This window comes from Streptomyces sp. NPDC029159 (assembly GCF_055564055.1).
Genome location: NZ_JBVHWT010000002.1, coordinates 273,668 through 287,045 on the forward strand (window position 1 = coordinate 273,668; position 13,378 = coordinate 287,045).

Consider the following 13,378-nt stretch of genomic DNA (forward strand, 5'->3'; position numbering starts at 1 on the left):
TCCGCACGGGGCCCGCACCCGGCCCGTCGCCCCCGCCACCGTGGCCGATTCGCGCCCCTCCCGCGCTTGTCGCGAAGATCGCATCCGGTGGACGCTGGGGCATGCCTACTCTTCCGACCTTCGTCCTCGTCCACGGGGCGTTCGCCAACTCCTTCTCCTTCGCGCCGCTCCAGGCCGAACTCGGCCTGCTCGGGCACCGGTCCGTCGCGGTCGACCTGCCGGGGCACGGCTTCGAGGCGACCTTCCCCGCCGCCTACCAGGTGCCGCAGGACCCCGACGCGCTCGCCTCGGCGCCGGGCGCCATCAGGGACGTCACCCTCGGCGACGCCGTCGCCCGCGTCATCGCCGTCCTGGAGCGGGCGAAGCGGAACGGCCCGACCGTGCTCGTCGGCCACAGCCGCGGCGGCATCACCCTCACCGCGGTCGCCAACGCCCGGCCCGACCTCGTCGACCGCCTCGTCTACGTCTCCGGGTGGTGCCCGGTGGACCTCGATGTCGCGGGGTACTACGCGGAGCCGGAGATGGCGGACGTCGATCCGCGCGCCATGGCGACCGCGCTGGTCGGCGATCCGGCGGAACTCGGGCTGCTCCGCTGCAATTTCCGTACCGCGGACCCCGAGGCGCTCGGCGCCCTGCGGCAGACTCTCGGCGTCGACCTCACCGACGACGAATTCCGCGCCTTCGTGAACACCTTCCAGCCCGACGACAATCTCGACGCCGGGACCACCGCCGACTGCGCACAGGAAGCGACCTGGGGCCGCATTCCCAAGACCTATGTGCGGCTGGCCGAGGACCTCGCCATTCCGATCGGTATGCAGGACCGGATGATCCGCGAAGGTGACGCCCTCACCCCCGGCAACCCCTTCGACGTCCACACGCTGCCGGGAAGTCATCTGCACTGGCTGGTCCACCCGCAGGCCGCCGCCGAAATCCTCGCGGGTCTTGTCGCGATCTGACGTTCCGCCCTGGTGACCGGCGGTGCGGATTTCTCCCGCGCCGCCGGTCAGCCGTGTCGCGTGAACCCGTCGGGTGCGTCCCGAGCAAATCCCTTCAGCCCCAACGGAGTTACTCCACAAGAGAAGGGGCTATTCGTCGAAGAATGGCGGGGCGGCGTACCTTCCTCGTCCCGCCGGTTTCCGTAAGAGATCCGCCGCGTAAGCATTTCCGGGAATGCGTCGATTGCTACAGCGGAATGTCGGTCTCATGGCGGCCCTATGGCATCTCTGGCGCCGGTGAAGAGGCGCGGACAAGACTGACGTTCGCACATTCGTGCACGTCGCTCATGTCCCGCCTTCCCGGAAAGCTCCACGGCTCATGCAGAAGTCCCGCAGACCCGGCGCCCCCGCGGCCCGCCCCAGGAGGTGGCGCGCGTGCTGCGCCATGTGACGCGCAAGGCCGCGGGCTGGCTGCTGATGATCGTGGTCGCCACCAACGCCACGTATTTCCTGGCGAGTTGGTTCCTCGACCCGCGCGCCAACTTCCGCGATCTGCGGCCGGTCCGCACCGAGGAGCAGATCGACCGGGCCCTCGCGCCCTACAACCTGGACCCGCAGGTGCCGCTGGTGCACCGGTGGTGGGAGTGGCTGACCTCCGTCGTCCTCCACTTCGACTGGGGGAGGTCCCCCACGGGCGTCGCCGTCAACGGCGAGATCGGCTACCGCTCGCTGGTCAGCGCCGAACTCGTCTTCCTCGCCACCGCGTTGTCCGTCCTGCTCGGCGTCGCGCTGGGGGTCCACACCGCATCGCGGCAGTACGGCTGGGCCGACCGGGTCTCCCAGGTGGTCTCCGTCCTGGTGCTGAACATCCCGACGTCCGTCGCCGCGCTCGCCGTGGTCTCCGTCGCCATCTGGCTCAACCAGCACGCCGGGCTGCACTTCCTCTACGTCGCGGGGGAGAACTCCCCGAACGTCGCGGGTCTGCTCCCCACGGTCGGCGACCGCCTGCTCCATCTGATCCTGCCGACCCTGACGCTGACCCTGATGGGATATGTCGGCTACCACCTGACCCAGCGGTCGCTGCTGCTCGACACGGTCCACGCCGACTACGTCCGCACCGCCCGCGCCACCGGGCTCACCCGCGCCCAGGCGATCCGCCGGCACGCGCTGCGCACCGCGCTGATCCCGACGGCGACCTCCGTGGCGTTCAGCATCCCGGCGCTCTTCACCGGCGCCGTCATCACCGAAACGATCTTCGGCTGGAACGGAATGGGCCGCTACTTCCTCCAGACCATCGCCAAGAACGATGTGCACGGCACCGTCGCCACCGCCGCCTTCGCCGCGGCCCTCACCGCGGTCGGCGCGATCCTCGCGGACATCGCCACCGTCTTCCTCGACCCGAGAGTCCGGGTGAGCTGAGATGGCCACCGCCACGGAAACCGCCACCGAAACCGGCGCCCCGGCCCCCGCGCCGCCCGCACACCGTCTCGGCCGCCTCTACCTGCGGCGCTTCCTGCGCAACCGGCTCGCCGTCACCGGCGTCGCGATCTTCGCCCTGCTGGTGCTGTTCAGCGTCTGCGGCGGCCTGCTCACCCCGTACACCTACGCCGACACCGACTTCGCCGCGCTCACCCAACCACCGAGCGCCACCCACTGGTTCGGCACCAACCAGGGCGGCAACGACGTCTACGCCTCCGCCGTGCACGGCCTCCAGCGGTCCCTGGTGATCGCCGTCAGCGTCTCCGTGCTGACGGTCGTCGTCGCCGCGGTCATCGGCTCCGGCGCCGCCTACTTCGGCGGCCGGATAGAGCGGCTGACGCTCGCCGTCATCCACTTCCTGCTGGTCGTCCCGTCCTTCCTCATCCTCGCGCTGGTCTCCCACCGGCTCGCCGGTGACTGGCGGGTGCTCGTCGTCGTGCTGACGGTCTTCGGCTGGATGTCCACCGCCCGCGTCATCTGGTCGGTCTCGACCTCGCTGCGCGAGCGGGACTACGTGACGGCGGCGGAGTTCATGGGTGTCAGCGCCCCGCGCATCATCTGGCGGCATCTGATCCCGAACCTCGGCTCGCTGCTGATCGTCAATCTGACGCTCGGCGTCGTCGCGACCGTGCTGAGCGAAACCGCCCTCTCCTTCCTCGGGTTCGGCGTCCAGACCCCGGACGTCTCCCTCGGCACGATGCTCGCCGACGGCGCGGGCACCGTCACGAGCGCCCCCTGGCTCTTCGCCTTCCCCGCGGGGCTGGTCGTTCTGCTCACCGTCTCGATGACCCTCACCGGCGACGGACTGCGCGACGCCCTCGACCCCACCTCCGTGACCGGCGCCGCTGGAGGCCGACGATGACCCGTACGACGACCCTGACCCGCCCGGCACCGCGGCCGGCCGCCACCACCCCCGTGCTGTCCGTACGGGACCTGCGGATCTCCTTCCCCTCCGAAGCCGGCACCGCCGAGGCGGTCCGCGGGGTCTCCTTCGATCTGCTGCCGGGCCGCACCCTCGGCATCGTCGGCGAATCCGGCTCCGGAAAATCGGCCACCGCGATGGGCGTCATGGGCCTGCTGCCGCCCACCGCCGACGTCACGGGGCAGGTGCTGCTGCACGGCCGTGACCTGGTCGGACTCGACGACAAGGCGCTCTCCGCGGTCCGCGGCGCCGACCTCGGCATGATCTTCCAGGACCCGCTGTCCGCCCTCACCCCGATCTTCTCCGTCGGCCGGCAGCTCTCCGACGCCCTGCGCGTCCACCAGAGCCTGACGAAACGGGCCGCCTGGGACCGCGCCGTCGAACTCCTCGACCTCGTCGGCATCCCCGACCCCCGCGAGCGCGCCCGCTCCTTCCCGCACGAGTTCTCCGGCGGGATGCGCCAGCGCGTCGTCATCGCCCTGGCCATCGCCAACCGGCCTGCCGTCCTCATCGCCGACGAACCCACCACCGCCCTCGACGTCACCGTCCAGGCGCAGATCCTCGACGTCCTGCGGGTGGCCCAGCGGGAGACCGGCGCCGGGCTCGTCCTGATCACCCACGATCTCGGCGTCGTCGCAGGTCACGCCGATGACATCGCCGTGATGTACGCGGGCCGGATCGTGGAGCGGGCGGGCGTGCGGGAACTGTTCGACCGGCCGGTGATGCCGTACACCGCCGGGCTGCTCGCCGCCGTCCCCACCGTGGACAGCGGGGAGCGCCGCCCGCTGATCCCCATCGGCGGCGAACCGCCCGCCCTCGTCGGCCCGCCGCCCGGCTGCGCCTTCGCGAGCCGCTGCCGCATCGCCGTCGACGCCTGCCGCACCACCGACCCCGCACTCCGCGACATCCCCGGCCACGGGCAGGCCGCCTGCCTCCGCGCCGACGAGGTGGCCGACGGGACGGTGGACCCCGCCGGACCCGCGCCGGAGGACGCGCCAGGGCCCGGCGCCGGATCCACCACGCCCGGCGAGGTGGTGCTCCGCGTCGAGGACCTGGTCAAGACCTTCCCCGTCACCAAGGGCACCGTCCTCAAGCGGCGGGTCGGCACGTTGCACGCCGTCCACCGCGTCGGCTTCGAACTGCGCGCCGGGGAGACCCTGGGCCTGGTCGGCGAGTCCGGCAGCGGCAAGACCACCACCCTGCTGGAGATCCTGCGGCTGAAGCGGCCCGAGGGCGGCCGCATCGAGATCGCCGGGAGGGATGTCGCGACCGCCGGGGCGGGCGTCCGGGAGCTGCGGCGGGACGTCCAGATCGTCCTCCAGGACCCGCTGGGCGCCCTCGATCCGCGGCTGCCGGTCCACCATCTGCTCGCCGAACCCCTCCAGGCCATCGGCGCCGACCGCGCGACGATCCGCGCCCGCGTCCCCGAACTGCTGCGCCTGGTCGGCCTGGACCCGGCGGTGAGCGACCGCTTCCCGGCCGCGCTCTCCGGCGGCCAGCGCCAACGCGTCGGCATCGCCCGGGCGCTGGCCACCGAGCCGAAGCTGCTCGTCCTCGACGAACCGCTCTCCGCCCTCGACGTCTCCGTACAGGCCGGGGTGATCAACCTTCTGGCGCGGCTGCGGCGGGAACTCTCCCTCGCCACCCTCGTCGTCGCCCACGACCTGGGCGTCGTCCGCTACCTCTCCGACCGCATCGCCGTGATGTACCTCGGCCACCTCGTCGAGACCGGCCCCACCGAAGCGCTCTTCGCCGACCCCCGGCACCCGTACACCCGGGCGCTGCTCTCCGCGATCCCGGTGCCCGACCCGGAGCGCGAACGCACCCGCGAGCGGCTGGTCCTGGAGGGCGAGCAGCCCAGCGCCACCCGGCTGCCCGAGGGCTGCGTCTTCGTGGACCGCTGCCCGCTCTACCGCCACGCCGGTGAGGAACTGCGCCGCCGCTGCCGCACCGAACCGCCGGCCCCCGCCGAGGCGGACGGCGCCCCCGGCCACCGCTACGCCTGCCACGCCGTCTGACCCGCACCCCACCTCTCCCCGGAACACGAAGGAACCCTGCCGTCATGCGCGCAAGACTGGTCCTGCCCACCGCCCTCGTCGCCGCCGTCTCCGTGGCCGCCACCGCCTGCCAGGCGCCCGCCGCGAAGGACACCGCCGACGGCCCCAGGACCGCGTCGGCCGCCGTCGACTACAACCCGCAGCCCTACGACAAGATCAAGGACGGCGGCACCTACACCACCGCCGGCACCTTCGACGACCAGGGCAACCCGTTCAACGTCAACGCCACCCTCACCGCCGCCCGCGTCTGGGCCTGGTACAACGCGGACGCGATCACCTACTCACCCGCGGGCGAGGTCCGGTACAACCCCGACTACTACAGCGACGTCGAGGTCACCGTCGACGGCGGCAACCAGAAGGTCGTCCTCACCCTCAACCCGAAGGCCGTCTTCAACGACGGCACGCCCATCGACTGGCGGGCGATCGAGGCCACCTGGAAGGCGAACAACGGCTCCGACAAGGAGTACGCCGCCGCCTCCACGGACGGCTACGACCGGATCACCGCCGTCGCACGCGGCAAGGACGCCAAACAGGCCGTCATCCGCTTCAAGGGCGTCAACCCCGCCTGGCCCGCGCTCTTCAGCACCTTCCTGCACCCCAAGGCCGCCACCGTCGGGAACTTCAACAAGGCGTATGTGAAGAAGGCCCACCCGGAGTGGGGCGCCGGTCCGTACACCGTCGGCAGCTGGGACACCCACTCCGGCAACATCACCTTCGTCCGCAACCCCACGTGGTGGGGGAAGAAGGGCAAGCTCGACAAGCGCGTCTACGTCAACCTGGAGTCGACGGCGGCGGTCAACGCCTTCAAGAACGGCCAGCTCGACTACGTCTCGGCCGTCGACGCGGAGAGCCTCAAGCAGCTCAAGGGCCTGGCGGGCACCGAGATCCGCAGCGGTGGCTCCCCGTTCGAGTACTCGCTGAACTTCAACACCAAGTCCCCCGTCCTCGCCGACAAGGCCGTCCGCAAAGCCGTCATCGCATCCGTCGACCGTGCGCAGATCGCCCGCATCCAGTTCCAGGGCCTCGACCACAAGGAACCGCTGCCCGGCTCGGCCGTCCTCTACAGCTTCCAGAAGGGGTACGAGGACAACGTCGCGGCCGTGCTGAAGTACGCGCCGGGCGACGCCCCGAAGACGCTGGCGGCGGCGGGCTGGAAGCCCGGCCCGGACGGCGTCCGCGTCAAGAACGGCAGGAAGCTGGAGATCGGCTACACCCTCCTCGGCGACGACCCGCTGGGCAAGGCCACCGCGGGCGCCCTCGCCGCGATGCTGAAGCCTGCCGGGATCCACCTCGTCGTCAAGAAGGGCGACGACGCGGACTTCGCCAAGATCCTCAACGAGCGCCGCTTCGACCTGATCCTCTCCGGCAACCGCTCCATGGACCCGTTCGGCACCCGCTACCTCTGCGACTTCTACTGCTCAGGCCGCGACTCCAACCTCACCGGCGCCGGCACCCCCGCCCTCGACAAGGAGATCCGCGCCACCGCCGACATCGCCGACCTCGGCAAGCAGGCGGCGGCGGTCAACAAGGTCGAGCGGAAGGCGCTGGCCCAGTACGCCTTCCTGCCGCTGTTCAGCGGCCCGTCGACGTACGGCGTGAAGAAGGGGCTCGCCAACGTCGGCGCGACGATTTTCCACAGCCCGCTGCCGGAGGCGGTCGGCTGGCAGAAGTGACGCCCCCGCCGGGCCGCGCGGACCGGGCCGCCCGCCCCGGCCCGGCCGCCCCGCCCCGCCCCGGCCCGGCCGCGCGCCCACGGCCGCCTGCCAAGGCCCGGTCACCGTACGGCGGCCGGGCGGCCCCGGCGGGCCGGTGGCGGGCCCACCGGAAGTGGAGGTGAGCCCTCCCGCGGTGATGCGGGCCGACGGCGGCGATGGCTAATCCGACGAGCTGAGCGCGCCCTCCTGCGCGGCGCCGGAGCGCAGCCCCGCGGTCCACTTCTCCTCGATCCGGCCGAACTTCCAGACGGCGAGCGCGACCACCCAGGTGGCGAAGAAGAGGCCCACGATGACGAAGCCGACGAGGTTGAGGTCGAGTCCGGCGATCCAGTCCCAGAAGAATCCGTGCAGATCGAGCTTGTCGGCGAGCAGGCCGAGGAGTTCGACGGTGCCGATGAGCAGCGCGACGGCGACGGAGAGTCCGGTGATGGTGAGGTTGTAGAAGACCTTGCGGACCGGCTTGGAGAACGCCCAGCCGTAGGCGAAGTTCATGAACGAACCGTCGATGGTGTCCAGCAGCGACATCCCCGCCGCGAACAGCACCGGCAGGCAGAGGATCGCGTACCAGGGCAGCCCGGAGGCGGCGCCGGACCCGGCCAGCACCAGCAGCGCGACCTCGGTCGCGGTGTCGAAGCCGAGCCCGAAGAGCAGGCCCAGCGGGTACATCTGCCAGGGCTTGGTGATCGACTTCATGACGCGGCCCAGGAGGCGGTTCATGAACCCGCGGTTGTTGAGCTGTTCCTCCAGCGCGTCCTCGTCGAACGACCCGGCCCGCATCCGCCGGAAGACCCGCCAGATGCCGACGAGGATGACGAGGTTGACCGCGGCGATGAGGTAGAGGAAGACGCCGGAGACGGTGGTGCCGATCAGCCCGGTGATGTCGTGCAGCCGGGAATTGTCCTCCTGCACCGGTCCGGCGAGCGTCTTCACGCCGAGGGAGAGCAGGAAGGCCAGCGCGAAGACGACGCTGGAGTGCCCCAGCGAGAACCAGAAGCCGACCGACAGCGGACGCTTCCCCTCACCCATGAGCTTGCGGGTGGTGTTGTCGATGGCGGCGATGTGGTCGGCGTCGAAGGCGTGGCGCATGCCGAGGGTGTACGCGGTGACCCCGATGCCGATCCCGAAGGTCTTGGTGCCCACGCTGTAGTGTTCCGGCGCCACGATGGCGACCAGCGTGAACCACCCGATGACGTGCAGGGCGACGATGAACGAGGCCATGCCCGCCATCCGGCCCCACTCGGCGCGGGTCATCGAGCGGGCGATGCGCTGCCGGCGGGTGAGCGCGGTGCCGGCCGCGGACGGGGACGGGGGCGTGGGCATGGACACTGCTTTCTTCCGAAGGGCGTACCTCCCCACATTCCTGCGGGTCGGTTTTACTTGCAACCAATGTGCAGTAAAGCTTCGGAGTGGCCCCCTCCGGCGAAAGCCCCCGCCGGGCGGCGCTGACCGGTGACGGATTTCCGCGCTCCGCCACCCATTTCGGGGTACGGACCCGCACGGAGCCCCTTCCGGAAAGGCGCGGCGCACGGGGTGAAGAGGCACACACAATCCCGACGCGGGAAACCGCCCGGGCTGTCGGTTCCGGCCGGTGTGGATGGTGCAGGATGGGCCGCGGATGTGGTGCGATGTGTACCGCACCCGGCGGTGTTTGTATGTTTATCCCTGGAATTGATCGATGTGGATATTGCGTCAGGCAGTGCCCCATGAATGAGGTGAAGCGGTGAACGGCCCCGATGCCACCGATGAGCAGTGGGAGGGTCTGGCCGAGGTCGTCCCGCTGCGTAGCGGCAGTGAATGGCCTTCCTGGCCGGATCACCGTGCGCTCCCCGACGACGATCCGGTCGAGGAGAGCCGCCGATTCGTCGTGATCCGGGTGCAGACTTTCGCGGACGCCCGCGAGGTCGCCGAGTACCTGATGGCGCAGATCCCCGTACTGCTGGATCTCAGCAGCGCCGATGCGGATGTCGCCAAGCGCATCCTGGATTTCTCCAGCGGCGTCGTCTTCGGGCTGGCCAGCGGAATGCACCGCGTCGACACCAATGTCTTCCTCCTCGCACCCCCGGGAACGGAGGTCGCGGAAGCGGCCGTCGGCGGCGTCCCTCATTCGTAGGAAGAGCCGATGGTGTAACGGTTCTCCGACGGGTGCCCCATGGGACCCTGCATAGCGTCGGGCTATGCATAGCGACAGCGCGCGTCCCGCGCTCACCGAGTTACGGCTCTCCGCCTTCCGCAACCACCGGGGCGTCAGCCTCCCGCTGAGCCCCGTCACCCTGCTGACCGGCCCGAGCGGCAGCGGCAAGACCGGGGCGCTCCAGGCGTACGGGATCCTCGCCCGGCTCGGCGCCGGGGAACGGCTCGCCGACGCGCTGGCGTCCGTCCCCGGCGGCGCCCCGGCGTGCGTACCGGCCTCCGCGCGCCCCGACGAGCAGGGCCGCCGGGGGTTCCGCATCGGCTGCACCGTCGACGGTCCGGCCGGGCCGGTCCGTCTCGATCTGGCTGTCCAGACCGAGCCCGACCTGCGGATCGCCGGGGAACGGCTGACCGGCGGCGGCGCCACCCTCCTCACCACCGCCCTGACGGACCCGGCCCGCCGCTCCGTCCAGGCCGCCTGGCACACCGCGGGCGCCGCGCCCGTCACCCGCGCGCCGCTGCCCGACGACCGCCTCGGCACCCCGCTGCTACCGCTCCGCGTCGCGGGCAAGACCGCAGGTCAGCGCCTGGTGCTGGCCGCCGCGGAACAGGTCGTGGTGGCGCTCAGGTCGGTGTTCCGGTGCGATCCGCGGCCGGAGGCGATCCGCGGCGAACGGCCCGCCACCGGGTGCGCCGCCGCCGACCGCCCCGGGGGAGCGCCGGAGGGCCGGACGCCACCGGGGCGACGCACCGCCGCCCGCCCGGACACTGCGAAGCGGACGGAGCCCCGCCCGGCCGGGGCCGAGGCGATGGACGAGGCGCGGTTGCGGCCCTCCTGCGACAACCTGGCGGTGGTCCTGGAACGGATGGCCCAGGAGCGCGCGCAGCGCCGTACCGGCCTGCTGACGGCGGTGCAGGCCGCCGGGACGGGACCGGCCGAGGAGCTGCACGCGGTGCCCCGGCAGCCGGACCGGCGGACGGCGGCCGACGGACGGAGCGAGGTGGAGGTGACACCGGGCCCGGTGGCGCTCCGGGAGGAGCCGGCCGGACCGGCAGGCATCCGGGCCGTACTCGACCGGGTGCGCCTGGGGGAGATGCCCCTGGACCGGCTCGGCGACGGCGAATTGCGCTACCTGGGGCTCGCCGTGGTGCTGCTCACCGGGCCCCGGGCGCTGGCGATGGACCCGGTGGCGGAGATCCCGGAGGCCCGCCAGCAGCTGACGGTGGTCGCGGACGGCGCGGACCGCTGCCTGGACGCCCGGCAGGCCGCCGAACTGATGGCACTGGCCGCGCGGCTGGCGGACCGCGGCCGGGTGCGGCTCCTGGGGACGGTGCGGGATCCGGCGGCCGCCGACGGACTGCCCGGGGTGCGGGTGCTACACCTGGGGGCATGAGTGAAGATCTCCACACCCTCCAGCGGCGACTTGCCGCATTCGCCGCCGCCCGGGACTGGCAGCAGTACCACAACCCCAAGAACCTGGCGGCGGCGCTCAGCGTCGAGGCGTCCGAACTGGTCGAGATCTTCCAGTGGCTGACTCCTGAGCAGTCGGCCGCGGTGATGTCCGAACCGTCCTCCGCACGCCGGGTGGAGGACGAGGTCGCGGACGTCCTCGCGTATCTGCTCCAGTTCTGCGAGGCCCTGGGGATCGACGCCCTGACGGCCCTGGCCGCGAAGATCGAACGGAACGAATCCCGCTTCCCCGCGGTGCGCGACGCCCGCCCGGACCGCGACCGCACCGCGGACGGGGCGCCGGACGGGCCCGGCGGGGCGGATTCCGCCTCCTGAGCTTCGTCCGGTGGTTCCCCGCCGTTCCCCGGAGGCGTCCGCCGACCGGGCAGGAACGGGGAGAGGGCCGACGGCGACCCGGTTGCGAGAGGAGTGCTGACGGCCGGCCCCGCCGGGGACCGGCCGTCAGCACTGCCGGGGGTGGCCGGTTCGGGCACATGCGCGGGGCGCTTTCGGGCGTTCCACCGGCGCCGGACCGGCACCTCTCCTGCGCAACACGACGCCTGCCGGGACGGAATGGAACACCGTGCCGCCCGGGACCAGGGTGACGGCCACCCTCTGACGGTGCGCCGGAGTGTGCGGGGGGAGACCGTGACGAAAGGGAGTGGAGAGACTCGGGCGCGCCATAAGTCACTCTCCGGAGTCATCGGTCTCTCCGTACCGCCTTGGTTGTCCACAGATTTGCGAATTCCCCTGGCGTTTTTGGGTGTTCACCCTCACTCTGGGTAGTGGAAGAGTGTGAGGTGAGACGGATGACGACGAAGGGAGGAACGCGCATGGACGCGGTGCGGATCATCGCGGCCAGTCGGCGCGGTCTGGCAGAGGCGAGCACGGTGCGCGAAGTGGTCGTCGAGGCATGGCAGGCGCAAGCCCTGGCCGAGGCGGTCGGGAGCCATCTCGCGATATTCGGTCCGTATGAAGTGCGGTCCCGGGCACGGGGTTTGGGCGATGCGGGCGGGCGGTTCAGCGGGGGACTGCTGTGCCCGGTGGCGGGAGGGGGCGCCCTGCGGGCGGCCCGGTTGACCGAAGTGAAGGACGTCAGAGGCGCGTTGACGGGCCTGAGCGGACTGCTGCGGGAGGTCTGTGAGGTGCTGGTCGGCATCGTGTGCACGGCGGACGAGGAGGGCATGTACTGGACCTGCGTCGAGGTGATGGACTCGGCGGACGAATCACGTGACCGGATAGCCGGAATACTCGAAAAGCTGGAGGTACGCGACCGCGACCTCGCCTGAGACGCGGCATCCCGGACCGGCTGGGCTCTTCCCGGCCCTCCGCAGACCTGATGTCGGCGGCTGTGCGGTGCGGCCTTCCGCAGGCCCGACGCCCTCAGCCGTTCGCCCCGGCCTTCTGCCGGCCTTCCCCTGGCATTCCGCCGGCCTTCCCTCGGCCCGGTCCCGTCGGGCCCCTACCGGCGGCGCCGGACCCGCGCTCCCCGACGCGACCCCTGCCCCGGCGGATCAGCGCCCCGGGGACGCACCCGCGGCCTCGCCGATGGCTCCTTCCGTTCGCCGGACGCTCCGATCCGGGGCGCGCGGTCCGCGGCGACGGTTCCGCGGGGGCTGAGCGTGCAGGATGGAGGCATGGATCTGCGTATTTTCACGGAGCCTCAGCAGGGGGCTTCCTACGACACCCTTCTCACCGTCGCCAAGGCCACCGAAGACCTCGGCTTCGACGCCTTCTTCCGCTCCGACCACTACCTGGCGATGGGCAACTCCGACGGTCTGCCCGGCCCGACGGACGCCTGGATCACGCTGGCCGGTCTCGCCCGTGAGACGCGGCGCATCCGCCTCGGCACCCTGATGACCGCCGGCACCTTCCGGCTGCCCGGTGTGCTGGCGATCCAGGTCGCCCAGGTCGACCAGATGTCCGGCGGACGCGTCGAACTGGGCCTGGGCGCGGGCTGGTTCGAGGAGGAGCACAGGGCGTACGGCATCCCCTTCCCCAAGGAGAAGTTCGCCAGGCTGGAGGAGCAGCTCGCGATCGTCACCGGCCTGTGGGGCACCGCGGCGGGCGAGGAGTTCTCCTACGACGGCACGCACTACCAACTGACCAAGTCGCCCGCGCTGCCCAAGCCCGCCCAGCACAAGGTCCCGGTGCTGATCGGCGGCCACGGGGCGACGCGCACACCGCGGCTCGCCGCGCAGTACGCCGACGAGTTCAACATCCCGTTCGCCTCGCTCCAGGACAGCGAGCGCCAGTTCGGCCGGGTGCGGGCGGCGGCGGAGGCGGCCGGGCGCAAGGGTGACGACCTGGTGTACTCCGCCGCCCTCGTCGCCTGCGTCGGCAAGGACGACGCCGAGGTGGCGCGCCGCGCGGCCGCCATCGGGCGGGAGGTGGACGAGCTGAAGGCCAACGGACTGGCCGGTTCGCCCGCCGAGGTCGTCGACAAGATCGGGCGGTACGCCGAGATCGGCGCCTCCCGCGTCTACCTCCAGATCCTCGACCTGGACGACCTCGACCACCTGGAGCTGATCTCCGCCCAGGTGCAGTCGCAGCTCGGCTGAGCCCCGCGGTCGCCGCACCGGGCCGCGATCCCGGGTGCGGCGACCGCACGAGGCAGCGAGGGCCGTCGGGCCGGTGGGTGACCGCCGGGTCGGCGGCCCTTGTGCTGTTGCCGTTCTTTCCGGGGGCCG

The 13,378-nt window shown here is 71.7% G+C and carries 11 protein-coding genes; 10 read left to right on the top strand and 1 reads right to left on the bottom strand.

The window, feature by feature from the left end; translation table 11 throughout:
- The first annotated feature begins 101 nt into the window (after window positions 1-101).
- The 5 genes from ACZ4U4_RS05450 (at window position 102) to ACZ4U4_RS05470 (ending at window position 7,066) form a co-directional block, all read left to right on the top strand.
- The gene (locus tag ACZ4U4_RS05450; RefSeq protein ID WP_467869178.1) at window positions 102-956 is read left to right on the top strand and encodes an alpha/beta fold hydrolase; all 855 of its coding nucleotides are present in this window, start codon (window positions 102-104) and stop codon (window positions 954-956) included.
- 414 nt (window positions 957-1,370) lie between these two features.
- Window positions 1,371-2,354, top strand: a complete 984-nt coding sequence (locus ACZ4U4_RS05455; RefSeq protein WP_467869180.1) for an ABC transporter permease — start codon at window positions 1,371-1,373, stop codon at window positions 2,352-2,354.
- A 1-nt stretch (window position 2,355) separates the two neighbouring features.
- On the top strand, window positions 2,356-3,276 hold the full coding sequence (locus tag ACZ4U4_RS05460) for an ABC transporter permease (protein WP_467869182.1): 921 nt from the start codon (window positions 2,356-2,358) through the stop codon (window positions 3,274-3,276).
- Window positions 3,273-5,354 (top strand): dipeptide ABC transporter ATP-binding protein, encoded by a 2,082-nt coding sequence (locus tag ACZ4U4_RS05465; protein ID WP_467869184.1) that lies wholly within the window; start codon window positions 3,273-3,275, stop codon window positions 5,352-5,354. The genes ACZ4U4_RS05460 and ACZ4U4_RS05465 overlap by 4 nt, the downstream gene beginning before the upstream one ends.
- Before the next feature lie 44 nt (window positions 5,355-5,398).
- Entirely contained in the window at window positions 5,399-7,066 is a 1,668-nt protein-coding gene (locus ACZ4U4_RS05470; protein WP_467869186.1) for an ABC transporter family substrate-binding protein, read from the top strand.
- A gap of 201 nt (window positions 7,067-7,267) precedes the next feature.
- Here ACZ4U4_RS05470 and nicT read toward each other — a convergent pair whose 3' ends face one another.
- Window positions 7,268-8,359 carry a Nickel transporter NicT gene (nicT, locus tag ACZ4U4_RS05475; RefSeq protein ID WP_467869780.1) on the bottom strand — a complete coding sequence of 364 codons (1,092 nt, stop codon included), beginning with the start codon at window positions 8,357-8,359 and terminating at the stop codon, window positions 7,268-7,270.
- 469 nt (window positions 8,360-8,828) lie between these two features.
- On the opposite strand from nicT, the gene ACZ4U4_RS05480 reads away from it, so the two are divergent.
- The 5 genes from ACZ4U4_RS05480 (at window position 8,829) to ACZ4U4_RS05500 (ending at window position 13,249) form a co-directional block, all read left to right on the top strand.
- Window positions 8,829-9,218, top strand: coding sequence for a cell division protein SepF (locus tag ACZ4U4_RS05480; RefSeq protein WP_467869188.1), 390 nt, complete (start codon window positions 8,829-8,831; stop codon window positions 9,216-9,218).
- Window positions 9,219-9,282: 64 nt separating this feature from the next.
- Entirely contained in the window at window positions 9,283-10,632 is a 1,350-nt protein-coding gene (locus ACZ4U4_RS05485) for an AAA family ATPase (RefSeq protein WP_467869190.1), read from the top strand.
- Window positions 10,629-11,024, top strand: coding sequence for a nucleotide pyrophosphohydrolase (locus ACZ4U4_RS05490; RefSeq protein WP_467869192.1), 396 nt, complete (start codon window positions 10,629-10,631; stop codon window positions 11,022-11,024). Before ACZ4U4_RS05485 ends, ACZ4U4_RS05490 begins: the two co-directional genes overlap by 4 nt.
- Before the next feature lie 497 nt (window positions 11,025-11,521).
- A complete protein-coding gene (locus ACZ4U4_RS05495) occupies window positions 11,522-11,977 on the top strand; it encodes a DUF6099 family protein (RefSeq protein ID WP_467869782.1) in 456 nt (151 codons plus the stop codon).
- A 348-nt stretch (window positions 11,978-12,325) separates the two neighbouring features.
- Window positions 12,326-13,249 (top strand): LLM class F420-dependent oxidoreductase, encoded by a 924-nt coding sequence (locus ACZ4U4_RS05500; protein ID WP_467869194.1) that lies wholly within the window; start codon window positions 12,326-12,328, stop codon window positions 13,247-13,249.
- Window positions 13,250-13,378 lie beyond the last annotated feature (129 nt).